Here is a 24,376-nt window from a genome sequence, read left to right as displayed (position 1 = left end):
GAAAAGGAGGAACTATGAAGGCTGCGGTTGTTACGAAGGATCATCATGTTGACGTTACGGATAAAACACTGCGCTCACTGAAACATGGCGAAGCCCTGCTGAAAATGGAGTGTTGTGGTGTATGTCATACCGATCTTCATGTTAAGAATGGCGATTTTGGTGACAAAACCGGCGTAATTCTGGGCCATGAAGGCATCGGTGCGGTGGCAGAAGTTGGCCCAGGTGTCACCTCATTAAAACCAGGCGATCGTGCCAGCGTGGCGTGGTTTTACGAAGGATGCGGTCATTGCGAATACTGTAACAGTGGTAACGAAACGCTCTGCCGTTCAGTTAAAAATGCCGGATACAGCGTTGATGGCGGGATGGCGGAAGAGTGCATCGTGGTTGCTGATTACGCAGTAAAAGTGCCAGATGGCCTGGATTCGGCTGCTGCCAGCAGCATTACCTGTGCGGGGGTCACCACCTACAAAGCGGTTAAACTGTCAAAAATTCGTCCCGGTCAGTGGATTGCTATCTACGGTCTTGGCGGTCTGGGTAACCTCGCCCTGCAATACGCGAAGAATGTCTTTAACGCCAAAGTGATCGCCATTGATGTCAATGATGAGCAGTTAAAACTGGCGACTGAAATGGGGGCAGATTTAGCGATTAACTCACGCACCGAAGACGCCGCCAAAATTGTGCAGGAGAAAGCGGGCGGTGCACACGCTGCGGTTGTTACAGCAGTAGCCAAAGCCGCATTTAACTCGGCGGTTGATGCCGTTCGTGCAGGCGGGCGTGTTGTGGCAGTCGGTCTGCCGCCGGAGTCCATGAGCCTGGACATCCCACGCCTTGTGCTGGATGGTATTGAAGTGGTCGGTTCACTGGTCGGCACGCGCCAGGATCTCACCGAAGCTTTCCAGTTTGCCGCCGAAGGCAAAGTGGTGCCGAAAGTCGCCCTGCGTCCGTTAGCGGACATCAACACCATCTTTACCGAGATGGAAGAAGGCAAAATCCGTGGCCGTATGGTGATTGATTTCCGCCGCTAAGAGGCCTTTGCTGCGACTGCCATATTCGGGTCGCAGCCTGTTTTGCGAGACGCTTTCCGCAATTTCACTCTTCTTCTTTTCCTCACCCATCTTTCCCCTCACAATTCGCGAAAACGTAGCGAAATTTGTTGCGCTGCACGGAACAATAGTGATAGCGTTCCTTTCGAGGGAACAAGGATGAAGAGATGATAATGAATTTCAGACACAAGGGATTGTGTGACTTGTTTCTTCTCGGCAAAACCTCCGGCGTTATACCGACGCAAGTCAAACGATTACGCCACCGACTCGCTGTGATTGATGCAGCAAGCTGTCTTGCTGATATCGATATGCCCGGTTACCGCCTACACCCGTTAAGCGGCGATCGCGATGGAATTTGGGCAATATCTGTCTCGGGCAACTGGCGAATCACGTTTGAGTTCGTCAATGGCGATGCATACATACTGGATTACGAGGACTATCACTAATGAAAATGGCCAATCATCCCCGCCCGGGGGACATTATTCAGGAATCACTGGACGAACTTAATGTCAGCCTGCGCGAGTTTGCCAGAGCAATGGAAATTGCTCCCTCAACGGCAAGCCGATTGCTGACCGGAAAAGCAGCTTTGACGCCAGAAATGGCAATTAAACTTTCCGTGGTGATCGGCAGTTCGCCGCAAATGTGGCTGAATCTGCAAAACGCCTGGAGTCTGGCTGAGGCGGAAAAGACGGTGGATGTGTCGCGACTGCGCCGTCTGGTTACGCAATAAAAAATGGCACCTTATAAAGCGCCATTTAAAACTGATGACAAACGCAACATTGCCTGATGCGCTACGCTTATCAGGCCTACAAGTTCACTGCAATCTATTGGATTTGAAGGGTTTGTAGGCCGGATAAGGCGTTCACGCCGCATCCGGCATGAACAAAGCCTACGTTGTCTACAATATGAAAATGACGCCTTTTACAGCGCCATTTTCAGCTTAAAGTTCAAAAGAGATTATATCCCTTCTTCACTCTCTTTTTTCGCTTCTGCCTTCTCGATTTCACGATACCAGCGCGGATGGTGTTTCTTCGCCCAGCGACGGCTCACCTTCCCTTCGATCATCCCTTTAATCGACCCTTTCACCCAGAATGCCATATACATATGGATCAGGATGGCGTGGATCAGGATGATACCGGCAGCCGCGTGGATCAGCAGGCTGTAGCGAACAACCTGCATCGGGAAGTACTGCGCAAAGTACGGACGCCAGATAATCACCCCGGTCACCAGCAGCACGAAAATCATGCTCATGATCGACCAGAACATCATCTTCTGCCCGGCGTTGTACTTACCAACATCCGCCACTTTGTGCTCATTGCCTTTTAATACTTCGACAATGTTCAACAGCCACGGAATATCTTTCTTATCCGGGATGTTGTGATGCACAAAGCGGAAGAACATAAACATCAGCGCAACGAAAATCGCAATGCCGAAGAACGGGTGCAAAATGCGTCCCATCTGCGGCGTACCGAAGGTTTGCGTCAGCCATTGCAGCGTCGGGAAGAAGAACGAAATCCCGGACAGCGCCACCAGGAAGAAGCAAATCACCACGGTCCAGTGACAGGCGCGATCAATAAATTTGGTGCGCACAATCATTTTCGACTTACTCATGATGCTCCTCCTCGTCATCGTCCACTTCCTTATTCGGGCCAATACCGATGTAGTGGAAAATCAACCCGGCAAAAGTGGCAATAAAGCCAGCCGCTGCCAGCGGTTTCAACGCGCCTTTCCACAGGCTTACCGAGGTATCGATCTTCGGATCTTTCGGCAGACCATGATACAGCTCCGGCTGATCGGCGTGATGCAGCACGTACATAACGTGCGTACCACCGACCCCTTCCGGGTTGTAGACGCCAGCATGTTCGTAACCACGCGCTTTCAGTTTCGCCACGCGCTGTTCCGCCAGCTCCAGCATCTCCTTCTTGGTGCCGAAGTGGATAGCCCCGGTCGGACAGGTTTTCACACAAGCCGGTTCCTGGCCGACGCTGACGCGATCGACGCAGAGCGTGCATTTATATACCCGGTTATCCTCTTTGTTGAGGCGCGGAATATTAAACGGACACCCGGCAATGCAGTAACCACAGCCGATGCAGTTTTCCGACTGGAAATCGACAATCCCGTTAGCGTACTGAATGATTGCACCAGCAGACGGGCACGCCTTCAGGCAGCCCGGATCTTCACAGTGCATACAGCCATCTTTACGGATCAGCCACTCCAGTTTGCCGTTCTGTTCGGTTTCGCTAAAGCGCATCACCGTCCAGGACTTGGCGCTCAGATCGGCGGGGTTATCATAAACCCCGACGCAGTGCCCCACTTCATCACGGATGTCGTTCCACTCCGAACACGCCACCTGACAGGCTTTACAGCCGATACAGGTGGAAACGTCGATAAGTTTCGCGACTTCTGCTTTGTAATCACGCACCTGAGAAGGCGGCGTGATGGAGTTAGTTGCGGACCTTTTGATAATGTCCTGCGTTTCCATAGCCATCTGTTCGCCCCCTTACGCCTTCTCGATGTTTACTAAGAACGCTTTATATTCCGGCGTTTGCGAGTTTGCATCACCGACATTTGGCGTCAGAGTGTTAGCGATATAACCTTTACGCGCGACACCCTCAAAGCCCCAGTGGATTGGAATACCCACCGTTTCAACCTGCTGACCGTTTACATTCAGCGGTTTCAGACGGCGCGTTACCACAGCCACCGCGCGGATAAAGCCACGCTTGCTGGAGACAGTGACACGGTCACCATTGGCAATGCCTTTCGCCGCCGCCAGCGTTTCGCTAATCTCCACAAACTGTTCCGGCTGGGCGATTGCGTTGAGCAATGCGTGCTTGGTCCAGGTGTGGAAGTGCTCGGTCAGACGATAGGTCGTACCCACATACGGGAACTGCTCTTTTTTACCCATCCGCAGCGCGTCTTGTTCATACAGACGAACAACCGGGTTAGAAACCACGTTCGGATGCAGCGGGTTAGTTCCCAGCGGCGTTTCAATTGGCTCGTAGTGTTCCGGGAACGGACCTTCCGCCATTTTGTTAATGGCAAACAGGCGTCCCATCCCTTCCGGCTGCATGATAAACGGCCCGGTTGGCGTACCCGGCGCGGCATTGCCGAAGTCAGGAATATCGTTACCCGTCCACTTGCTGCCGTTCCACTGGATCAGCATTCGTTTCGGATCCCACGGTTTACCGTTGATATCCGCTGAAGCACGGTTGTACAGCACGCGACGGTTGAGCGGCCACGCCCAGGCCCATCCCAGCGTGTTCCCCAGACCGGACGGGTCGGAGTTATCACGGTTGGCCATCTGGTTGCCCTGCTCTGTCCAGCTACCGGTGTAGATCCAGCAAGAAGATGCGGTTGTACCGTCATCACGCAGATGCGCAAAGCTACTCAGCAACTGACCTTTCTTCGCAATCAGCACGCCATTGGCATCATAGAGATCTTCCAGCGCATAGCCGTTGTTCTCTTTTGCCACTTCGTCAGACTGCGGCTCGTGCGGTTGCTTGTAGTTCCAGCTCATTTTCATCAGCGGTTCTACGCCTTTACCACCTTCAGCTTTGTACAGCTCGCGCAGGTGATGGTAGATACCCGCCAGAATTTCGCCGTCGTTACGCGCTTCGCCTGGTGCGTCCTGGCCTTTCCAGTGCCACTGCAACCAGCGTCCGGAGTTGGCGATAGAACCATCTTCTTCAGCAAAGCAGGTCGAAGGCAGGCGGAATACTTCAGTCTGGATAGACGCCGGATCGACATCGTTCGACTCGCCGTGGTTCTGCCAGAAAGTAGACGTTTCAGTCACCAGCGGATCGATAACCACCATGTACTTCAGCTTACTCAGGCAGCTAACCACTTTGTTTTTGTCCGGGAAGGACGCAACCGGGTTAAAGCCCTGGCAGAAATAACCGCTGACCTTGCCTTCGTCCATCATGTTGAAATACTTGATGACGTCGTAGGTCTGGTCCCACTTCGGCAGCCAGTCGTAGCCCCAGTTATTCTCTTTCTGCGCGGCATCGCCGTAGAAAGATTTCATCAGGCTAACGAAGAACTTCGGATAGTTGCTCCAGTAGTTCACCTGATCAGCCAGCGTCGCTTTCGGCGTGTTCGCTTCCAGATAAGACTGCAAATCGACCTGTTTTTCTGACGGCAGCGTCAGATAACCCGGCAGGCTGGTAGAGAGCAGACCTAAGTCGGTCAGACCCTGAATGTTGGAGTGACCACGCAGTGCGTTCACGCCGCCGCCAGCCATACCCATGTTGCCGAGCAGCAACTGGATCATCGCCATAGTACGGATGTTCTGCGCACCGACGGTGTGCTGCGTCCAGCCCAGCGCGTACAGGAAGGTGGTTGTGCGATCCGGTGCGCTGGTGGAGGCCAGCACTTCACACACTTTCAGGAAGTCGGCTTTTGGCGTACCGCAGATGTTTTCCACGACGTCCGGCGTATAGCGGGAAACGTGCTCTTTTAGCAGGTTCCACACACAGCGCGGATGAGTCAGCGTGTCATCGCGTTTCGCATAGCCGTTTTCATCGAACTGATAGTTCCAGGACGATTTATCGTACTGGCGTTTTTCAGCGTCATAACCGCTGAACAGACCGTCTTCGAAAGCAAAATCATCACGCACCAGCAGGCTGGCGTTGGTGTAATGCTTAACGTATTCGGCATTGATTTTGTTGTTTTCGATCAGGTAGCGCAAAACGCCAGACAGGAACGTAATGTCCGTACCGGAACGAATAGGTGCGTAAATATCCGCCACAGAAGCGGTACGCGTAAAACGGGGATCGACAACGATCAGGGTTGCATCGTTGTTATTTTTCGCTTCCATCGCCCAGCGGAAACCGACGGGATGCGCTTCAGCAGCGTTACCGCCCATCACCATCACGACGTTAGCGTTTTTGATATCCACCCAGTGGTTGGTCATCGCACCGCGACCAAATGTTGGAGCAAGACTTGCTACCGTTGGTCCGTGTCAGACGCGCGCCTGGTTGTCTACCGCCAGCATCCCGAGGGAGCGGGCAAATTTTTGGGTCAGCATCCCGGTTTCGTTGCTGGCGCCGGAGGCACACAGCATACCGGTAGAAAGCCAACGGTTTACCGTTACGCCCTGCTCGTTCTTTTCAATAAAGTTAGCGTCACGGTCAGCTTTCATCAGCTTCGCAATACGGGAGAATGCTTCTTCCCAGCTAATGCGCTGCCATTTGTCAGAACCAGGCGCACGATATTCCGGGTAACGCAGACGGTTTTCGCTGTTGACGTAATCCAGCAAACCGGCCCCTTTCGGGCACAGCGCACCACGACTTACCGGATGATCCGGGTCACCTTCAATGTGATAAATCGCTTCTCTGGCGTTTTTCGCGCCATCACCCAGGCTATACATCAATAGCCCGCAACCTACGGAACAGTATGTGCAGGTGTTACGGATCTCTTTAGCGCGTAATAATTTGTAGTTTCGCGCCTGAGCCAGTGCTTGCTTCGGGGCAAAGCCCAATGCCGCTACTGTTGTTCCCGCCATACCGCCCGCGCAGATTTTAAAAAATTGTCTGCGACTGACGTCCATTGCTTTCCTCTTTTTTCAGGGGTATTACTGCGCGAGAAAACTAACAGTAAAATTCTGAATCTTTTTGCGCGAAATCAAAAAGAACACGTGTTTGCCACAAAATAATCCGCCTGCGCAAATTGACCTACCTCAATGGCGGTAGAAAAACACACCACTGCCTGACAGGCCGGTTAAAAAAATGCTATAAATTTCAGCTTAATTTTTAACGGCAAGAGAGACTAAACAACGCGCATGACACGACAAAAAGCAACGCTCATAGGGCTAATCGCGATCGTCCTGTGGAGCACCATGGTAGGATTGATTCGCGGTGTCAGCGAGGGGCTCGGCCCGGTCGGTGGTGCGGCGGCGATTTATTCATTAAGCGGGCTGCTGTTAATCTTCACCGTTGGATTCCCGCGTATCCGGCAGATCCCGAAAGGCTATTTACTTGCTGGCAGCGTATTGTTCGTGAGTTATGAAATCTGCCTCGCGCTTTCCTTAGGTTATGCTGCTACCCGCCATCAGGCGATAGAAGTAGGCATGGTGAACTATTTATGGCCCAGCCTGACGATACTTTTCGCCATTCTTTTTAATGGTCAGAAAACAAACTGGCTGATTATTCCCGGATTGCTTTTAGCTTTGATGGGTGTCTGTTGGGTATTAGGCGGCGACAACGGGCTACAATATGATGAAATCATCAATAATATTACCACCAGTCCATTAAGTTATTTTTTGGCGTTTATTGGTGCGTTTATCTGGGCAGCTTATTGCACAGTCACGAATAAATATGCCCGTGGATTTAACGGCATTACTGTTTTCGTTCTTCTGACGGGGGCAAGTCTATGGATTTACTATTTTATAACGCCACAACCAGAGATGGTTTTTAGCTTTCCTGTCATCGTTAAACTCATATCTGCGGCATTTACTTTAGGATTTGCTTACGCCGCCTGGAATGTCGGTATTTTACATGGCAACGTAACGATTATGGCGGTTGGTTCTTATTTTACGCCTGTACTTTCTTCTGCTCTGGCTGCCGTGCTACTCAACGCACCGCTATCGTTCTCATTCTGGCAAGGCGCACTCATGGTCTGTGGCGGCTCTCTGCTCTGTTGGCTGGCGACACGTCACCGATAAGTTTCATGCTGCAACAAAGTTCGTTCAGGGTATGCGGATTGAAATATTAGTGAAGGCAATGATATATCTTTGTTACATTCAGTAACACATAACCCTTCAGATAATCCGCATTCTCACCGCGCGGCTGCGCTTTCTTATCTATTCTTTCAGTCAGTATCTCACCTGATTCTCTTAATTCTAAAAGTGGGTCATCGCGCCCAACGTCCTGTCTTTCTTTTTTTCATTACCAACGTGTGCATGTGAGGAAGAATATGGCACTGCAAAATGAGAAAAGTAATCGTTATCTTTTGCGCGACTGGAAGCCAGAAAATCCGGCCTTCTGGGAAAATAAAGGAAAACATATAGCACGAAGAAATCTCTGGATATCAGTCAGTTGTTTACTTCTTGCATTCTGTGTCTGGATGTTATTTAGCGCAGTCACCGTTAATCTCAATAAAATTGGCTTTAATTTTACGACCGATCAGCTTTTTTTATTAACCGCATTACCCTCCGTTTCTGGCGCATTATTACGTGTCCCCTACTCCTTTATGGTGCCTATATTTGGTGGGCGTCGCTGGACTGTTTTTAGTACCGCGCTCCTGATTATTCCCTGCGTCTGGCTCGGTATTGCCGTACAAAATCCCCATACTCCTTTTGGAATATTTATTGTTATTGCCTTGCTGTGTGGTTTCGCTGGCGCGAATTTTGCTTCCAGTATGGGCAATATCAGTTTTTTCTTCCCGAAAGCAAAACAAGGTAGCGCATTAGGGATTAATGGCGGATTAGGCAATTTAGGCGTCAGCGTGATGCAACTGGTTGCGCCACTGGTGATTTTTGTTCCGGTATTTGCCTTTCTCGATGTTAATGGCGTACCGCAGGCCGATGGCTCGTTGATGTCGCTGGCAAACGCCGCATGGATTTGGGTGCCACTGCTGGCAATTGCCACTATCGCCGCCTGGTTTGGGATGAACGATATCGCCAGTTCACGCGCGTCAATTGCCGACCAGTTGCCCGTTTTACAACGTCTGCATCTCTGGCTGTTGAGTCTGCTCTATCTCGCCACCTTCGGTTCGTTTATCGGTTTTTCCGCTGGTTTTGCCATGCTGGCGAAAACTCAGTTCCCGGATGTGAATATACTGCAACTGGCGTTCTTTGGGCCGTTTATCGGCGCGATTGCCCGGTCAGTTGGCGGTGCTATCTCCGATAAATTTGGCGGCGTGCGGGTGACGCTTATCAACTTTATTTTTATGGCGCTTTTCAGTGCCCTGTTGTTCCTCACTCTGCCTGGTACAGGTTCCGGCAATTTCATCGCATTTTTCGTCGTGTTTATGGGGTTGTTCCTGACAGCGGGTCTGGGTAGTGGCTCCACCTTCCAGATGATTGCTGTCATCTTCCGCCAGATAACCATTTATCGCGTCAAGATGAAAGGTGGCAGCGATGATGAAGCGCAGCGAGAAGCGATCACCGAAACGGCGGCGGCGCTGGGCTTTATCTCAGCCATTGGCGCAGTTGGCGGCTTTTTTATTCCGCAGGCGTTTGGCATGTCGCTGAATATGACAGGCTCTCCGGTGGGCGCGATGAAAGTGTTTTTAATCTTTTACATCATCTGTGTACTGCTGACCTGGCTGGTCTATGGTCGGCGGAAGTTTAGCCAAAAATAAGAGATCGATGCCTGATGCGACGTGTCGCACCCGTAGGTCGGATAAGGCGTTTATGCCGCATCTGACAAGGCATCAGATCCCAAATCATTCCTGGAGCAGGAGTCATGTCATGAGTAAACTTTTGGATCGCTTTCGCTACTTCAAACAAAAGGGCGAAACTTTTGCCGATGGTCACGGACAGGTGATGCATAGCAACCGCGACTGGGAGGACAGCTATCGCCAGCGTTGGCAGTTCGACAAAATCGTGCGCTCCACCCACGGCGTTAACTGTACCGGCTCCTGTAGCTGGAAAATCTACGTTAAAAACGGCCTGGTGACCTGGGAAATTCAGCAGACCGACTACCCACGCACTCGCCCTGACCTGCCCAATCATGAACCACGCGGCTGCCCGCGTGGCGCAAGTTACTCCTGGTATCTCTACAGTGCCAACCGCCTGAAATACCCGCTAATTCGTAAACGGCTGATTGAACTGTGGCGCGAAGCACTTAAACAACACAGCGATCCGGTACTGGCGTGGGCATCAATTATGAATGACCCGCAAAAGTGCCTGAGCTACAAGCAGGTACGCGGACGCGGTGGGTTTATCCGCTCCAACTGGCAGGAACTGAATCAACTGATTGCTGCCGCTAATGTCTGGACCATCAAAACTTACGGCCCTGATCGCGTTGCCGGTTTCTCGCCGATCCCGGCGATGTCGATGATTTCTTACGCCGCCGGAACACGCTATCTGTCACTGCTAGGCGGCACCTGCTTAAGTTTCTATGACTGGTATTGCGACCTGCCGCCCGCCTCGCCGATGACCTGGGGCGAACAAACCGACGTACCGGAATCCGCCGACTGGTATAACTCCAGCTACATCATCGCATGGGGGTCTAACGTACCGCAGACGCGCACGCCAGACGCTCACTTCTTTACCGAAGTGCGCTACAAAGGCACCAAAACTATCGCCATTACCCCGGACTACTCGGAAGTAGCAAAACTGTGCGACCAGTGGCTGGCGCCAAAGCAAGGCACCGATAGCGCGCTGGCAATGGCGATGGGCCATGTGATCTTAAAAGAGTTCCACCTCGATAACCCCAGCGACTACTTTATCAACTACTGCCGCCGCTACAGCGATATGCCGATGCTGGTAATGCTGGAACCGCGCGACGATGGCAGCTACGTTCCCGGACGGATGATACGGGCATCCGATCTGGTTGACGGGCTGGGCGAAAACAACAATCCGCAGTGGAAAACCGTGGCGTTTAATACCGCTGGAGAACTGGTGGTGCCGAACGGTTCGATTGGTTTTCGCTGGGGAGAAAAAGGCAAATGGAATCTGGAATCCATTGCCGCAGGTTCAGAAACCGAATTGTCGTTAACCCTGCTCGGTCAACACGACGCTGTTGCTGGCGTGGCTTTTCCCTACTTTGGCGGCATTGAAAACCCGCATTTTCGCAGCGTAAAACACGATCCGATTCTGGTACGCCAGCTTCCGGTGAAAAATCTGACGCTCGCCGATGGCAGTGTCTGTCCGGTGGTCAGCGTTTATGATCTGGTGCTAGCAAATTACGGTCTTGATCGCGGGCTGGAATACGAAAACAGCGCGAAAGATTACGCTGAAATCAAAGCCTACACGCCGGCATGGGGCGAGCAAATTACCGGCGTGCCGCGCCAGTATATTGAAACCATCGCCCGTGAATTTGCCGATACCGCCCATAAAACCCACGGACGTTCGATGATTATCCTCGGTGCTGGTGTTAACCACTGGTATCACATGGATATGAACTATCGGGGAATGATCAATATGTTGATCTTCTGCGGTTGTGTTGGGCAAAGCGGCGGGGGCTGGGCACACTATGTCGGCCAGGAAAAACTGCGTCCGCAAACCGGTTGGTTACCACTGGCCTTTGCGCTTGACTGGAACCGCCCACCGCGCCAGATGAACAGCACCTCATTTTTTTACAATCACTCAAGCCAGTGGCGCTATGAAAAAGTCACCGCTCAGGAATTGCTCTCACCGCTCGCCGATGCCAGTAAATACAGCGGTCATCTGATTGATTTCAACGTTCGCGCCGAACGCATGGGCTGGCTACCTTCTGCGCCGCAGTTGGGGCGTAATCCGCTCACGTTGAAAGCTGAAGCCGACAAGGCCGGATTATCACCCACTGAATTTACCGCTCAGGCGCTGAAATCGGGTGATTTGCGTATGGCCTGCGAGCAGCCAGATAACGGCAGCAATCATCCGCGTAACCTGTTTGTCTGGCGTTCTAACCTGCTTGGCTCCTCCGGCAAAGGCCATGAGTATATGCAGAAATATCTGCTGGGTACGGAAAGCGGTATTCAGGGGAAAGAACTTGGGCTGACGGAGGGAATTCAACCGGAAGAAGTCGAGTGGCAAACCGCCGCGATAGAGGGCAAGCTCGACCTGCTGGTGACGCTCGACTTCCGCATGTCCAGCACTTGTTTATTCTCCGATATCGTCTTGCCCACCGCGACCTGGTACGAAAAAGACGATATGAATACCTCGGATATGCATCCGTTTATTCATCCACTTTCTGCGGCGGTCGATCCCGCCTGGGAATCACGCAGCGACTGGGAAATCTACAAAGGTATCGCCAAAGCATTTTCGCAAGTCTGCGTGGGGCATCTTGGCAAAGAAACAGATATTGTACTGCAACCGTTATTGCACGACTCTCCGGCAGAACTCTCCCAACCATGTGAAGTGCTCGACTGGCGCAAAGGCGAATGCGACCTAATCCCAGGTAAGACCGCGCCGAATATTGTGGCGGTGGAGCGCGACTACCCTGCTACCTATGAACGTTTTACCTCGCTGGGGCCGTTGATGGACAAACTTGGCAACGGCGGTAAAGGGATTTCGTGGAATACCCAGGATGAAATCGATTTCCTCGGCAAACTCAATTACACCAAACGCGATGGCCCGGCACAGGGGCGTCCGCTGATTGACACCGCCATTGATGCATCAGAGGTCATTCTGGCGCTGGCACCGGAAACCAACGGCCATGTAGCGGTAAAAGCCTGGCAGGCGCTGGGCGAGATCACCGGGCGCGAACATACTCATCTGGCGCTACACAAAGAGGATGAGAAGATTCGCTTTCGCGATATTCAGGCGCAACCACGTAAAATCATTTCCAGCCCCACCTGGTCCGGTCTGGAAAGCGATCACGTCTCCTATAACGCGGGATACACCAACGTTCACGAGTTAATTCCGTGGCGCACGCTGTCGGGACGCCAGCAGCTCTATCAGGATCATCCCTGGATGCGCGCCTTTGGTGAAAGCCTGGTGGCTTATCGCCCGCCTATCGACACCCGCAGTGTCAGTGAAATGCGCCAGATCCCGCCAAACGGCTTCCCGGAAAAAGCACTTAACTTCCTGACGCCGCACCAGAAATGGGGCATTCACTCTACCTACAGTGAAAACCTGCTAATGCTGACGCTCTCGCGCGGCGGGCCGATTGTCTGGATCAGCGAAACCGATGCCCGCGAACTGACCATTGTTGATAACGACTGGGTGGAAGTGTTTAACGCCAACGGTGCGCTGACGGCTCGTGCGGTAGTCAGTCAGCGAGTGCCGCCGGGCATGACCATGATGTATCACGCCCAGGAGCGCATTATGAATATCCCTGGTTCAGAAGTGACCGGTATGCGCGGCGGCATTCATAACTCGGTCACCCGCGTTTGCCCGAAACCGACGCATATGATTGGCGGTTACGCGCAACTGGCCTGGGGCTTTAACTACTACGGCACCGTCGGCTCGAACCGCGATGAGTTCATCATGATCCGTAAGATGAAAAACGTTAACTGGCTGGACGATGAAGGTCGCGATCAGGTACAGGAGGCGAAAAAATGAAAATACGTTCGCAAGTCGGCATGGTGCTTAACCTCGATAAATGTATCGGCTGCCACACCTGTTCGGTGACCTGTAAAAACGTCTGGACCGGGCGCGAAGGCATGGAGTACGCATGGTTTAACAACGTCGAAACCAAACCGGGCATTGGTTATCCGAAAAACTGGGAAGATCAGGAAGAATGGCAAGGCGGCTGGGTACGTGATGTGAATGGCAAGATCCGCCCGCGCCTGGGCAGCAAGATGGGCGTAATAACTAAAATCTTCGCCAACCCGGTGATACCGCAGATTGACGACTACTACGAACCTTTCACCTTCGACTACGAACATTTGCATAGCGCGCCGGAAGGTAAACACATTCCCACTGCCCGCCCACGTTCGCTGATTGACGGCAAACGGATGGACAAAGTGATCTGGGGGCCAAACTGGGAAGAATTGCTGGGCGGCGAGTTTGAAAAACGCGCCCGCGACCGCAACTTCGAAGCCATGCAAAAGGAGATGTACGGTCAGTTTGAAAACACTTTCATGATGTACCTGCCGCGCCTTTGCGAACACTGCCTCAACCCCAGCTGCGTGGCGACCTGCCCCAGCGGCGCTATCTACAAACGCGAAGAAGACGGCATTGTGCTGATCGATCAGGATAAATGTCGTGGCTGGCGCTTGTGCATTAGCGGTTGTCCGTACAAAAAAATCTACTTCAACTGGAAAAGCGGCAAGTCGGAAAAATGCATCTTCTGTTATCCGCGAATTGAGTCCGGTCAGCCCACGGTCTGCTCCGAAACCTGCGTGGGGCGCATTCGTTATCTTGGTGTACTGCTCTACGACGCCGACCGCATCGAGGAAGCAGCGAGCACCGAGCGCGAAGTTGATCTCTATGAACGCCAGTGCGAAGTGTTCCTCGATCCGCACGATCCATCAGTGATCGAAGAAGCCCTGAAACAAGGTATCCCGCAAAACGTGATTGAGGCCGCCCAGCGTTCGCCGGTTTACAAAATGGCAATGGACTGGAAACTGGCGCTACCGTTGCACCCGGAATATCGCACCCTGCCGATGGTCTGGTACGTGCCGCCGCTGTCGCCGATTCAGTCTTACGCCGACGCGGGCGGACTGCCCAAAAGCGAAGGCGTACTTCCCGCCATCGAAAGCCTGCGTATTCCGGTGCAATACCTCGCCAATATGTTGAGTGCGGGCGATACCGGTCCTGTACTGCGGGCGCTGAAACGGATGATGGCAATGCGCCACTATATGCGTTCGCAAACCGTAGAAGGTGTAACTGATACCCGCGCGATCGACGAAGTCGGGTTGAGCGTCGCCCAGGTGGAAGATATGTATCGCTATCTCGCTATCGCCAACTATGAAGATCGGTTTGTCATTCCGACCAGTCATCGGGAAATGGCGGGCGACGCCTTCGGTGAACGCAACGGCTGCGGCTTTACTTTTGGCGACGGTTGCCACGGCTCTGATACTAAATTCAATCTGTTCAACAGTAGCCGAATCGATGCCATCGACATTACCGAAGTACGCAATAAAGCGGAGGGCGAATAATGCAAATCCTCAAAGTGATCGGCTTGTTGATGGAGTATCCGGACGAGCTGCTATGGGAGAACAAAGACGACGCGCTGGCGCTGATTCGCCACGACGCGCCGATGCTCACCGATTTCACCTGCGACCTGCTTAATGCGCCGCTGCTGGATAAACAGGCTGAATGGTGTGAAGTGTTTGACCGTGGACGCACCACTTCGCTGCTGCTATTTGAACATGTTCATGCCGAGTCACGCGATCGCGGTCAGGCAATGGTGGATCTGCTGGCGGAGTATGAAAAAGTCGGCCTGCAACTAAATTGTCGCGAGTTGCCTGATTATCTGCCTTTGTATCTGGAGTATTTAAGTGTGCTACCCGACAACCAGGCTAAAGAAGGTTTGCTCAACGTTGCGCCAATCCTCGCCCTGCTCGGCGGGCGCTTAAAACAACGTGAGGCGCCGTGGTATCCGTTGTTTGACGCCCTGCTGCATCTGGCGGGAAGTACACTCTCAAGTGACAGTGTCACAAAACAGATACGCAGCGAGGAGCGCGACGACACCCGTCAGGCACTGGATGCCGTGTGGGAAGAGGAACAGGTGAAGTTTATTGAAGATAACGCCACGGCGTGTGACAGCTCGCCGCTTAATCAATATCAGCGACGCTTTAGTCAGGATGTCGCACCGCAGTATGTGGACATCAGTGCGGGAGGTGGGAAATGATTCAGTATCTGAACGTCTTTTTTTACGATATCTACCCGTACTTGTGTGGCACGGTTTTTATCCTCGGAAGCTGGTTGCGCTACGATTACGGGCAGTACACCTGGCGTGCCTCCTCAAGCCAGATGTTGGATAAACGCGGAATGGTGCTGTGGTCGAACTTGTTCCATATCGGTATTCTGGGGATCTTCTTCGGTCATCTGTTCGGCATGTTAACGCCGCACTGGATGTACGCGTGGTTCCTTCCGGTGGCGGTAAAACAGCAGATGGCGATGATCCTCGGCGGTATTTGCGGGGTGTTGACGCTGATTGGCGGTGCGGGGTTGCTGGTGCGCCGTTTAACGAATCCGCGTATCAGGGCGACGTCTTCTGGTGCGGATATCCTGATCCTCGCCATTTTGTTAATTCAGTGCATTCTTGGGTTAACCACCATTCCCTTTTCAGCACAACATCCGGACGGCAGTGAAATGATGAAGCTGGTGGGATGGGCGCAAAGCATCGTCACTTTCCAGGGCGGCGCATCGACGCATCTTGATGGCGTAGCTTATATCTTCCGCGTTCATTTGGTGTTGGGAATGACCATCTTCCTGCTCTTCCCGTTCACCCGACTGGTGCATGTATGGAGCGCACCGTTTGAGTACTTTACCCGCAGGTATCAGATTGTGCGCTCACGGCGATAATTCTCATGCCGGCCGGATAGCCTTTCGCTCTCCGGCCGATTGCAGGCTATGATAGTTCTCCAGCCACAGGAGAACAGTAATGAAACCGCAGATTTACCACGTCGATGCTTTTACCTCTCAACCGTTTCGCGGCAATTCTGCCGGTGTTGTATTCCCTGCCGATAATCTTAGCGAAGCACAAATGCAACTTATCGCCCGCGAGTTAGGCCATTCGGAAACGGCTTTTCTGCTGCGCAGTGACGACAGCGATGTACACATTCGCTACTTTACGCCAATGGTTGAAGTGCCAATTTGCGGTCACGCGACGGTAGCAGCGCACTATGTACGTTCAAAGGTATTGGGTTTGGGAAATTGCACCGTCTGGCAAACATCGTTGGCGGGAAAGCACCGTGTCACTATCGAAAAACAAAACGGTGATTATCGTATTTCTCTGGAGCAAGGCACGCCGGGCTTTGAACCGCCGCTGGAAGGTGAAGCTCGCGCGGCAATTATCAACGCGCTCCATCTCACTGAAGACGATATTTTGCCAGGCTTGCCAATTCAGGTGGCAACAACAGGACACTCAAAAGTGATGATCCCGTTGAAACCGGAAGTGGATATCGACGCCCTTTCGCCTGACCTTGCTGCGCTGACCGCTATCAGTAAACAGATTGGCTGCAATGGTTTCTTCCCCTTCCAGATCCGCCCAGGCAAAAACGAAACCGATGGTCGCATGTTCTCGCCTGCGATTGGTATTGTGGAAGATCCGGTGACCGGCAATGCCAATGGCCCAATGGGCGCATGGTTAGTGCATCACAACGTATTGCCCCACGATGGCAACGTGTTGTGTGTTAAAGGCCATCAGGGGCGAGCTCTGGGGCGTGACGGCGTGATTGATGTGACGGTGACTATTCGGGACAACCAACCGGAGAAAGTCACCATTTCTGGCACAGCGGTGATTTTGTTTCATGCCGAATGGGCCATTGATCTCTGAAACCGTTGCCGGTTCCAATTGCCTGATGCGCTTCGCTTATCAGACCTACAAGCGTGAATCTGTTGGCTAATTTAGTCCGGATAAGGCGTTTACGCCGCATCCGGCACAAACTATTTCCCTGCCTCCGGATGTGTGTCGAACGCTGCCATCACCAGTGCCAGTTCATCCACGGTAAACCCATGTTTCGCATCATCCACGCCCAGCCCAAATTGTTCCTGCATCACGGCATATAACGACGCCACATCCGGTAGATTCCGCTGATCCACCGCGTGCCCATTTTCATAATGGGTGAAATGGAAATTGGTCAGCGTCAGCTTGCCACCGTCCGGCAAATGGCGGCACATCAACAGATGATGGCGAAAATGCGACTGCGGCCAGTGCGCCGACCAGAAATTGCCCATCACATAATCACTTTGTTGCTGCTCGCAGAGATCAAAACGGTACATCGACTGCCAGTGCTGATGATGATTAAACTGCAAAACCCAGTTATCACCCTCCTGCAACAACCGATACTCTCCGTGTGGCGTGGTTTGCGCGATATCCGGCACTAAACGGATTGGCGCGGTCAGCGTCTGACCACCAAAACCGACGTCGGCAATCCATTGTTCACCCTTCAGTTCTACTAACAACAGACGGTGCGTGCGCGGCGGCAACGATGGTGGGTTAGATAACACCACACGACCTAACAAACTGCGAACGTTAAATCCCAGCTCACGTAACACTCGCTCAAACACACCATTCTGCTCAAAACAGTAACCGCCACGTCGCGCAGTCACCAGCTTCTCTTCAAGCGATTGATCATCAAGCTGGATTTCTCTCGGCAGCAAAACGTCGAGATTTTCAAATGGAATAGTGCAATTGTGTTTCAGGTGTAATGCTCGTAGCGTATCGATATTGACCGCAGCAGCACCCGTCCAGCGAATACGGGCAAAATAGTGATTCAGAATGGGCGTCATCAGGCGTTTCCCTTAGTGGTTTTCTCAATTTATAACCTGGAATGGACGCCACACCGGCTATTTTGTGCGATCGCGGACAAGCATCACGTTCGCAAATCGCCAATCCCGTTAATTTCGTTACTTATTGCGTTACGAGCTACGCTTTTAAAACCACTTTCTTAGCGAGGCGATACCGTGAGCCAATTTATTCCCGTTGAGTTGCATCATGCCAGCCGTCTGTTAAACCACGGCCCTACCGTCCTGATCACCAGTTTCGATGAGCAATCCCAGCGACGTAACATTATGGCTGCGGCCTGGTCGATGCCCGTGGAGTTCGAACCACCACGCGTGGCAATTGTGGTCGATAAATCGACATGGTCACGGGAGTTGATTGAACGTAGTGGCATGTTTGGCATTGTGATCCCAGGCGTCGCAGCAACAAACTGGACGTGGGCAGTGGGCAGCATTTCTGGGCGTGATGAAGATAAGTTTAACTGTTATGGCATTCCGGTTGTGAAAGGTCCGGTGCTTGGCTTGCCGGTGGTCGAAAAGAAATGTCTGGCATGGATGGAGTGCCGCTTGCTTCCCGCGACTTCTGCGCAAGAAAAATACGACACGCTGTTTGGCGAAGTGGTATCAGCAGCGGCAGACGCTCGTGTTTTTGTCGAAGGCCGCTGGCAATTTGATGACGATAAACTCAATACGCTACATCATTTAGGCGCTGGCACCTTTGTTACCAGCGGCAAGCGTGTTACGGCTGGTTAAGCAATTACATGCTGTAACCGGGTTTCTTTATCAAAGTCTCCATTTGGGGCGCGATTTCGGCGTCCCAGACAGCTTGCCACGATTCCGGTTGTATCTGGTGTAGGGCAATGCTTATCGAACTTTCTTTACTGTTCAGATGGCGAATAATGACGTCGGTAATCTCCGCCGCCAGTGCCGTTTTTTGTTGTTCATCCAATTCACGGGGAAAACATTTAATGTCTATGTGCGGCATTGTTGTGCTCCTTTTTAAAGACTGCCAGCAAATTTAGCACAAGCCGAAAACGTCATGTGTTATTTGATGCGAAATGATGTGCGATATATACGCCGTCACTTTAATAACATACATATACTATTAGCTTCCGCGCCAATAAGCACCCGTCCTGTAACATACAGAATCTATTCTTTATTTATTATCATATTAAGAAAATTCACGACATCCAGCTTGCTGATTTATTAATGCCAATTATAGTTATTCTTGCCCTCAATCATAATTTTCAATCGTAATATCCTTTCTTTTATAAAGTCTTTCTGGAGACACTTGCGATGCAGCTTAACCATATTGCTAAAAGTCTGCTAGTCATGGGATTATTCACAACAAGTTCACTTCCTCTCATCGCAGCAGAAGCGCCCAAAGAGGCCTCCGCTGCCACCCAACAAGCGAATAACGCACTTTATAGTCAATTGCCGTTTTCCGATAACAGCGATTTTGCTGATGCTCATAAAGGTTTTATTGCTCCTTTACCTCAGGAAGTGATTAAGGGTGAACAAGGGAATGTAATCTGGAACCCACAGCAATATTCTTTTATCAAAGAAGGCGATAAAGCACCTGATACTGTCAATCCAAGTTTATGGCGTCAGGCGCAACTGATAAATATCAGCGGCTTATTTGAAGTGACTGAAGGCGTCTATCAGATTCGCAATCTCGATTTATCAAATATGACCATCATTGAAGGTAAAGAAGGTATTACCGTTGTTGATCCACTGGTTTCAGCAGAAACAGCTAAAGTTGGCATGGATCTTTATTATAAAAATCGCGGTCAAAAACCAGTGGTGGCAGTTATCTACACGCACAGTCATGTCGATCACTACGGTGGCGTTCGCGGTGTGGTTGATGAAGCTGACGTTAAGTCAGGAAAAACAAAAATTTATGCGCCAGCCGGATTTTTAGAAGAGGCTGTTTCAGAAAATATTATGGCTGGCAATGTAATGAGCCGTCGAGCCAGTTATATGTACGGTAATTTGTTGAAACCTGATGCTAAAGGTCAGGTCGGCGCTGGGCTGGGAACAACGACCTCAGCCGGAACGGTTACATTGATTGCCCCTACCAACTACATCACCAAAACCGGACAAAAAGAGACTATCGACGGGCTGACCTATGATTTTTTGATGGCGCCCGGTTCCGAAGCACCTTCCGAAATGCTGTGGTTTATTGAAGAAAAGAAACTGATCGAAACCGCAGAAGATGTCACGCACACCCTCCACAACACCTATTCGCTGCGTGGTGCCAAAATTCGTCAACCTCTTCCGTGGTCTAAATACATCAACGAAGCCCTCAATCTGTGGGGCGATAAAGCGGAGATTATTCTTGCCCAGCATCACTGGCCAACCTGGGGTAACGATAACGTTGTCAAACTGCTAAAAAGCCAACGCGATTTGTACCGTTATATCAACGATCAAACGCTACGCATGGCGAATCAGGGGCTGACTCGTGATGAAATTGCCGCAAACTTCAAATTGCCCTCTTCACTTGCTAACACCTGGGCGAATCGCGGTTATTACGGTTCAGTGAGCCATGATGTGAAAGCAACTTATGTGCTTTATCTTGGCTGGTTTGATGGTAACCCCGCGACTCTTGATGAACTGCCACCAGAAGAAGCCGCTAAAAAATTCGTGGAGTATATGGGCGGTGCTGATGCCATTTTACAAAAAGCCAAACAGGATTATGACCAGGGAAATTTCCGCTGGGTTGCCCAGGTTGTCAGTAAGGTGGTGTTTGCCGATCCAAACAACCAGGCTGCAAGGAATCTGGAAGCCGATGCGCTTGAACAGTTAGGCTACCAGGCCGAATCCGGGCCGTGGCGTAATTTTTATCTCACTGGCGCACAGGAATTACGCAATGGTGTGCAAAAACTGCCTACGCCAAATACAGCCAGTCCTGACACCGTTCGTGCCATGACGCCGGAAATGTTCTTTGATTACCTTGCTGTGCATATAAATGGCGAGAAAGCGGCAGACGCTAAAGCAGTATTGAATTTTGATTTCGGTGAAGATGGCGGCACTTATAAAGTGGAACTGGAAAACGGTGTGCTCAATCACACGGCTGATACGCAAGCCTCTGACGCCGATGCGACTATCACCCTCTCCCGCGATGTCCTGAATAAAATCATCCTGAAGGAAGAGACATTAAAAGAAGCCACGGATAAAGGCGAAGTAAAAATCACTGGAAATGAGGAAAAACTCAACGAACTGTTAGGTTATATGGACAACTTTGAATTCTGGTTCAATATTGTAACGCCATAATTTTCGTGTAAGTCGGGCAGGTTCCCTGCCCTTTTTGGGTTATAAACAAACATGTATTCTGACAAAAGAAAACACCCTCATTATTCATGGAAAAACCGCCAGGATATGGTTATTCGCGGTATGGCGATTAGCCTGCCGTGGTTTGCGTTGATTAACATCAGTTTTTCATCGTTGGTTTTGCTTCGAGGGGTATTGTTTAATGAAGGCACGACTCCATGGTTTAATGAGAAAAATCTTGTACATACGATTGATATTTCATCATTAGGTATTCTGCTAATCAGTGGTCTTTTATTAGTTAGCCCACGCAACAAAGTACAGTATATTCAGCAGTTATTGGTTATTCTAAGCCTACTATGGTCATGGTGTTGTTTTTATTTTATTGCACACTGGACGCTGCCTTTTGCATATCCACTGTGCGTATTACTAATGCTTAGTGCCGTTGTTGCGCTATATTTCCACACCCCATCACTCCTCGCATTTGTCATTCCATTATGGTTTACCATCCCGTTAGCCAGTCTTGTGCTCAATCAGTATGTGAATATTCATTTCGCTGTTATCTGGAGCATTTTTTCACTGGCTCTCTATGGCGGACGTTTTATTTTGTTGCGTTGGTTTGATGAAGCATGGCAACAAAATAAGTACAACAACCAGTTGATTCATCGCCTCGATGCATTAGCTCATCGCGATCCCTTAACTGGAGTGGCAAACCGACGAGCGTTGGATAGTATTTTACGCGATGCCGTCGAACAAAAGACGTCGTTCGTTTTAATTATGCTGGATGTCGATTTTTTTAAACGCTACAACGACACTTATGGGCACCCTGCTGGCGATCGTTGTCTGATACAAGTTGCCAACGCACTGCAACGTGCAATTCGCCAGCCCGAAGATGTAGTTACGCGCTATGGCGGTGAAGAGTTTGCCATTATTCTTTTCAATGCGGGCTTGCAGGAAGCCGAAGCGATAGCAGCCAGAGTTAAGCAAGAACTTAAACTGGCGGCTATCCCGCATCAGGCATCTGCTGTTAGTGCATTTGTTACGGTTAGTCAGGGGATTGCCTGTTCTGCTCCTGCAAAAACGGCTGAACAAATAGTTGCTGATGCCGATGCCTCGTTATATCGGGCGAAAGAAAGTGGGCGAAATCGGTGGGCTAAATAACTCTATTCCGCTGACATCAACAAACTTATAGGGAATATCAGCCAAAGTCAGCATCAGTTCACTCATGGTGGAACCCCATACACCTTAATCATATTTCCCCCACACAGCGTTAAAGCTTAAGTGTAGGTCAGTAAACAGGGCGGCCAGGACTAAGATTTGTCATTTTTTCAGCAATCCTTTTAATCCCCACTCAACTTGTAAGGGGATATTTTGCATCGTTTATCGATAACAGGTAGGATGCTGCGCCGATAGTTTTATACCCATAAAGAATAATGGTAATAACTGTCATCGCCAGGATGAATAAACATTGTTCATGGCGGCTTATAAGACTTTTTCAACGAAGCAATCAGGGAGAGCAATGAGTAAACACGACACCGACACTTCAGATCAACACGCCGCGAAACGCCGCTGGCTTAATGCCCATGAAGAGGGTTATCACAAAGCGATGGGTAATCGCCAGGTGCAGATGATCGCCATTGGCGGCGCGATTGGGACTGGTTTGTTTTTAGGCGCGGGTGCCCGACTGCAAATGGCCGGCCCGGCACTGGCACTGGTCTATTTAATCTGCGGCCTGTTTTCGTTTTTTATTTTGCGTGCGTTGGGTGAGTTGGTATTACATCGCCCTTCCAGTGGTAGTTTTGTCTCTTATGCGCGTGAATTTTTGGGAGAGAAAGCCGCTTATGTTGCCGGCTGGATGTACTTCATCAACTGGGCGATGACCGGGATTGTCGATATCACCGCCGTCGCACTGTATATGCATTACTGGGGCGCGTTTGGCGGCGTGCCGCAATGGGTATTTGCACTCGCTGCGCTGACCATCGTTGGCACCATGAATATGATTGGTGTGAAATGGTTCGCAGAGATGGAGTTCTGGTTTGCGCTGATTAAAGTGCTCGCCATTGTGACCTTTTTGGTCGTGGGTACAGTGTTCCTCGGTAGCGGTCAGCCGCTGGATGGCAACACCACTGGCTTTCATTTAATTACCGATAATGGCGGCTTCTTCCCCCACGGTTTGCTGCCTGCGCTGGTGTTAATTCAGGGCGTGGTATTTGCTTTTGCCTCCATCGAAATGGTCGGAACTGCCGCCGGAGAATGTAAAGATCCGCAGACTATGGTGCCAAAAGCAATTAACAGCGTGATTTGGCGTATTGGCCTGTTTTATGTCGGTTCCGTGGTGTTGCTAGTTATGTTATTGCCGTGGAGTGCGTATCAGGCCGGTCAAAGTCCTTTTGTGACCTTCTTCTCTAAACTCGGTGTGCCGTACATTGGTAGCATCATGAATATTGTGGTATTGACCGCTGCCCTCTCCAGCCTGAACTCTGGTCTGTACTGCACCGGGCGTATTCTGCGCTCGATGGCGATGGGCGGATCTGCGCCGGGTTTTATGGCGAAAATGAGTCGCCAGCATGTGCCGTATGCCGGGATTCTGGCGACGCTGGTTGTGTATGTCGTTGGCGTATTCCTCAATTATCTGGTGCCGTCGCGCGTATTTGAGATTGTCCTGAACTTCGCGTCATTGGGAATTATCGCCTCGTGGGCGTTTATCATTGTTTGTCAGATGCGCCTGCGTAAAGCCATCAAAGAAGGTAAAGCGGCAGATGTCAGTTTTAAACTGCCTGGCGCGCCCTTCACTTCCTGGCTGACATTACTGTTTTTACTGAGTGTTCTTGTGCTGATGGCGTTCGATTACCCGAACGGGACTTATACCATCGCGGCGCTGCCGATTATCGGTATTCTGCTGGTTATAGGCTGGTTTGGTGTGCGCAAACGCGTTGCTGAAATTCACAGCACTGCGCCAGTCGTCAAGGAAGATGAAGAACAACAGGAAATTGTGTTTAAGCCTGAAACGGCGAGTTAATTGCAAAATTGCCCGGCTACGTGCCGGGCAAATTCAAATTACTGACGAAGGTGCCGGATGCGG

General features: G+C 51.0%; 19 protein-coding genes and 1 pseudogene. 14 read left to right on the top strand and 6 right to left on the bottom strand.

Annotation, left to right across the window (positions count from 1 at the left end; genetic code table 11):
• Positions 1–14: 14 nt before the first annotated feature.
• From adhP to A7098_RS13450, 3 genes are all read left to right on the top strand, one after another.
• Positions 15–1,025 (top strand): alcohol dehydrogenase AdhP, encoded by a 1,011-nt coding sequence (gene adhP / locus A7098_RS13460; RefSeq protein ID WP_105280941.1) that lies wholly within the window; start codon positions 15–17, stop codon positions 1,023–1,025.
• A gap of 185 nt (positions 1,026–1,210) precedes the next feature.
• A complete protein-coding gene (locus A7098_RS13455; RefSeq protein WP_105280940.1) occupies positions 1,211–1,489 on the top strand; it encodes a type II toxin-antitoxin system RelE/ParE family toxin in 279 nt (92 codons plus the stop codon).
• Complete coding sequence (locus A7098_RS13450; protein ID WP_000781370.1) at positions 1,489–1,773, top strand: HigA family addiction module antitoxin; 285 nt, start codon at positions 1,489–1,491, stop codon at positions 1,771–1,773. Before A7098_RS13455 ends, A7098_RS13450 begins: the two co-directional genes overlap by 1 nt.
• Before the next feature lie 227 nt (positions 1,774–2,000).
• On the opposite strand, the gene fdnI is transcribed toward A7098_RS13450, so the two are convergent.
• Genes fdnI through fdnG form a run of 3 tightly spaced genes read right to left on the bottom strand, consistent with a single transcriptional unit; the run spans position 2,001 to position 6,591 of the window.
• Positions 2,001–2,654 carry a formate dehydrogenase-N subunit gamma gene (gene fdnI, locus A7098_RS13445; RefSeq protein ID WP_000045638.1) on the bottom strand — a complete coding sequence of 218 codons (654 nt, stop codon included), beginning with the start codon at positions 2,652–2,654 and terminating at the stop codon, positions 2,001–2,003.
• Positions 2,647–3,531, bottom strand: coding sequence for a formate dehydrogenase N subunit beta (gene fdnH, locus A7098_RS13440; RefSeq protein ID WP_001240583.1), 885 nt, complete (start codon positions 3,529–3,531; stop codon positions 2,647–2,649). Before fdnH ends, fdnI begins: the two co-directional genes overlap by 8 nt.
• A 12-nt stretch (positions 3,532–3,543) precedes the next feature.
• Positions 3,544–6,591: a formate dehydrogenase-N subunit alpha gene (gene fdnG, locus A7098_RS13435; protein ID WP_135522432.1), complete on the bottom strand. Its 3,048-nt coding sequence runs from the start codon at positions 6,589–6,591 to the stop codon at positions 3,544–3,546.
• A 231-nt stretch (positions 6,592–6,822) separates the two neighbouring features.
• On the opposite strand from fdnG, the gene yddG reads away from it, so the two are divergent.
• The 7 genes from yddG (at position 6,823) to A7098_RS13395 (ending at position 17,080) form a co-directional block, all read left to right on the top strand.
• Positions 6,823–7,704, top strand: a complete 882-nt coding sequence (yddG, locus tag A7098_RS13425; RefSeq protein ID WP_010347315.1) for an aromatic amino acid efflux DMT transporter YddG — start codon at positions 6,823–6,825, stop codon at positions 7,702–7,704.
• 251 nt (positions 7,705–7,955) lie between these two features.
• Complete coding sequence (gene narU, locus A7098_RS13420) at positions 7,956–9,344, top strand: nitrate/nitrite transporter NarU (protein ID WP_105280939.1); 1,389 nt, start codon at positions 7,956–7,958, stop codon at positions 9,342–9,344.
• Between the two features lie 109 nt (positions 9,345–9,453).
• The gene (gene narZ / locus A7098_RS13415; RefSeq protein ID WP_105280938.1) at positions 9,454–13,194 is read left to right on the top strand and encodes a nitrate reductase Z subunit alpha; all 3,741 of its coding nucleotides are present in this window, start codon (positions 9,454–9,456) and stop codon (positions 13,192–13,194) included.
• Positions 13,191–14,735, top strand: a complete 1,545-nt coding sequence (narH, locus tag A7098_RS13410) for a nitrate reductase subunit beta (RefSeq protein WP_000702538.1) — start codon at positions 13,191–13,193, stop codon at positions 14,733–14,735. The genes narZ and narH overlap by 4 nt, the downstream gene beginning before the upstream one ends.
• On the top strand, positions 14,735–15,430 hold the full coding sequence (narW, locus tag A7098_RS13405) for a nitrate reductase molybdenum cofactor assembly chaperone (RefSeq protein ID WP_001166380.1): 696 nt from the start codon (positions 14,735–14,737) through the stop codon (positions 15,428–15,430). Before narH ends, narW begins: the two co-directional genes overlap by 1 nt.
• Positions 15,427–16,107 carry a respiratory nitrate reductase subunit gamma gene (gene narI / locus A7098_RS13400; protein ID WP_000617141.1) on the top strand — a complete coding sequence of 227 codons (681 nt, stop codon included), beginning with the start codon at positions 15,427–15,429 and terminating at the stop codon, positions 16,105–16,107. The genes narW and narI overlap by 4 nt, the downstream gene beginning before the upstream one ends.
• Before the next feature lie 79 nt (positions 16,108–16,186).
• Positions 16,187–17,080, top strand: a complete 894-nt coding sequence (locus A7098_RS13395; protein WP_105280937.1) for a PhzF family isomerase — start codon at positions 16,187–16,189, stop codon at positions 17,078–17,080.
• 110 nt (positions 17,081–17,190) lie between these two features.
• On the opposite strand, the gene nhoA is transcribed toward A7098_RS13395, so the two are convergent.
• Positions 17,191–18,036, bottom strand: coding sequence for an N-hydroxyarylamine O-acetyltransferase (gene nhoA / locus A7098_RS13390; RefSeq protein WP_105280936.1), 846 nt, complete (start codon positions 18,034–18,036; stop codon positions 17,191–17,193).
• Between the two features lie 174 nt (positions 18,037–18,210).
• Between nhoA and A7098_RS13385 the strand changes: the two genes are divergently transcribed.
• On the top strand, positions 18,211–18,780 hold the full coding sequence (locus A7098_RS13385; protein WP_000077277.1) for a flavin reductase family protein: 570 nt from the start codon (positions 18,211–18,213) through the stop codon (positions 18,778–18,780).
• Positions 18,781–18,784: 4 nt separating this feature from the next.
• Here the strand turns inward: A7098_RS13385 and pptA are convergent, their stop codons facing one another.
• Complete coding sequence (gene pptA / locus A7098_RS13380; RefSeq protein WP_001120152.1) at positions 18,785–19,012, bottom strand: tautomerase PptA; 228 nt, start codon at positions 19,010–19,012, stop codon at positions 18,785–18,787.
• A gap of 311 nt (positions 19,013–19,323) precedes the next feature.
• On the opposite strand from pptA, the gene A7098_RS13375 reads away from it, so the two are divergent.
• The gene (locus tag A7098_RS13375) at positions 19,324–21,300 is read left to right on the top strand and encodes an alkyl sulfatase dimerization domain-containing protein (protein ID WP_085460733.1); all 1,977 of its coding nucleotides are present in this window, start codon (positions 19,324–19,326) and stop codon (positions 21,298–21,300) included.
• A gap of 105 nt (positions 21,301–21,405) precedes the next feature.
• Positions 21,406–22,455: a GGDEF domain-containing protein gene (locus A7098_RS13370; protein WP_105280935.1), complete on the top strand. Its 1,050-nt coding sequence runs from the start codon at positions 21,406–21,408 to the stop codon at positions 22,453–22,455.
• On the opposite strand, the pseudogene A7098_RS24245 reads toward A7098_RS13370, so the two are convergent.
• Positions 22,456–22,521, bottom strand: a pseudogene (locus tag A7098_RS24245) (glutathione S-transferase); the annotation flags it as partial. It lies immediately after the preceding gene.
• Positions 22,522–22,813: 292 nt separating this feature from the next.
• On the opposite strand from A7098_RS24245, the gene ansP reads away from it, so the two are divergent.
• Positions 22,814–24,313, top strand: a complete 1,500-nt coding sequence (ansP, locus tag A7098_RS13365; protein WP_032225162.1) for an L-asparagine permease — start codon at positions 22,814–22,816, stop codon at positions 24,311–24,313.
• Positions 24,314–24,376: the final 63 nt, after the last annotated feature.

Origin of the sequence: Escherichia sp. MOD1-EC7011 (assembly GCF_002965005.1) — a bacterium.
GTDB classification, from domain to species: Bacteria; Pseudomonadota; Gammaproteobacteria; order Enterobacterales; family Enterobacteriaceae; genus Escherichia; species Escherichia ruysiae.
Note: the sequence above shows the minus strand (reverse complement) of the source record. Positions and strands in the feature narration are given on the sequence as shown.